The following is a 558-nucleotide window of genomic DNA, read 5'->3' on the forward strand; positions in this document are numbered from 1 at the left end:
CAGCGGTCCGGGCCGCGGCCGGGTGCGGGCGCCGCCGGTGGCGCCGGTCCGTCCGCTCCCGGGTCCGTCGGGTTCGCCGGTCCCAACGCCGGTTCGGGCGGTTCCGGGGTCGAGCCAGGCCCGGATCCTGCGGACGTGAGCGGCCGGAAGGAGGAGTCATGACCCTCGTGACCGACGTCGCCGCCGCCGTCTGCCTGCTGCTCGGCGCGTTCTTCTCGTTCTCCGCCGGCGTGGGCGTGGTGCGGTTCGACAACCTGCTCTCGCGCATGCACGTCGTGGCCAAGCCCCAGGTGCTGGGCCTGCTGCTCCTGCTGGCCGGCGTCGCGCTGCGCCTGCAGGACCGGGGCTCGGCGACGATGCTCCTGCTGGTGGCGATCTTCCAGCTCATGACGTCGCCCGTGGCCGCCTACATGGTGGGCCGGTCCGGCCTGCGCACGCGCTGCGTGGACCCGGCCGCCCTGGAGATCGAGGAGGACGAGTTCCCGGCGCGCGAGGCCGGGCGCTGAGCCCCTGGGCTCAGGCCGCGCCGCCGCTGCTGGCGGCGGGCTCGTCCGACAC

The 558-nt window shown here is 75.6% G+C and carries 1 protein-coding gene; it reads left to right on the top strand.

The features are described from left to right. The first annotated feature begins 158 nt into the window (after positions 1-158). Positions 159-506 (top strand): monovalent cation/H(+) antiporter subunit G, encoded by a 348-nt coding sequence (gene mnhG / locus PROKR_RS21690; RefSeq protein WP_036967325.1) that lies wholly within the window; start codon positions 159-161, stop codon positions 504-506. Positions 507-558: the final 52 nt, after the last annotated feature.

The organism is Promicromonospora kroppenstedtii DSM 19349, assembly GCF_000515355.1.
Taxonomy (GTDB): Bacteria; Actinomycetota; Actinomycetes; order Actinomycetales; family Cellulomonadaceae; genus Promicromonospora; species Promicromonospora kroppenstedtii.

Bases quoted from the DNA above. Each gene is read 5' to 3' on its own strand.
- mnhG (WP_036967325.1), top strand. From the start codon at position 159: ATGACCCTCGTGACCGACGTCGCCGCCGCCGTCTGCCTGCTGCTCGGC.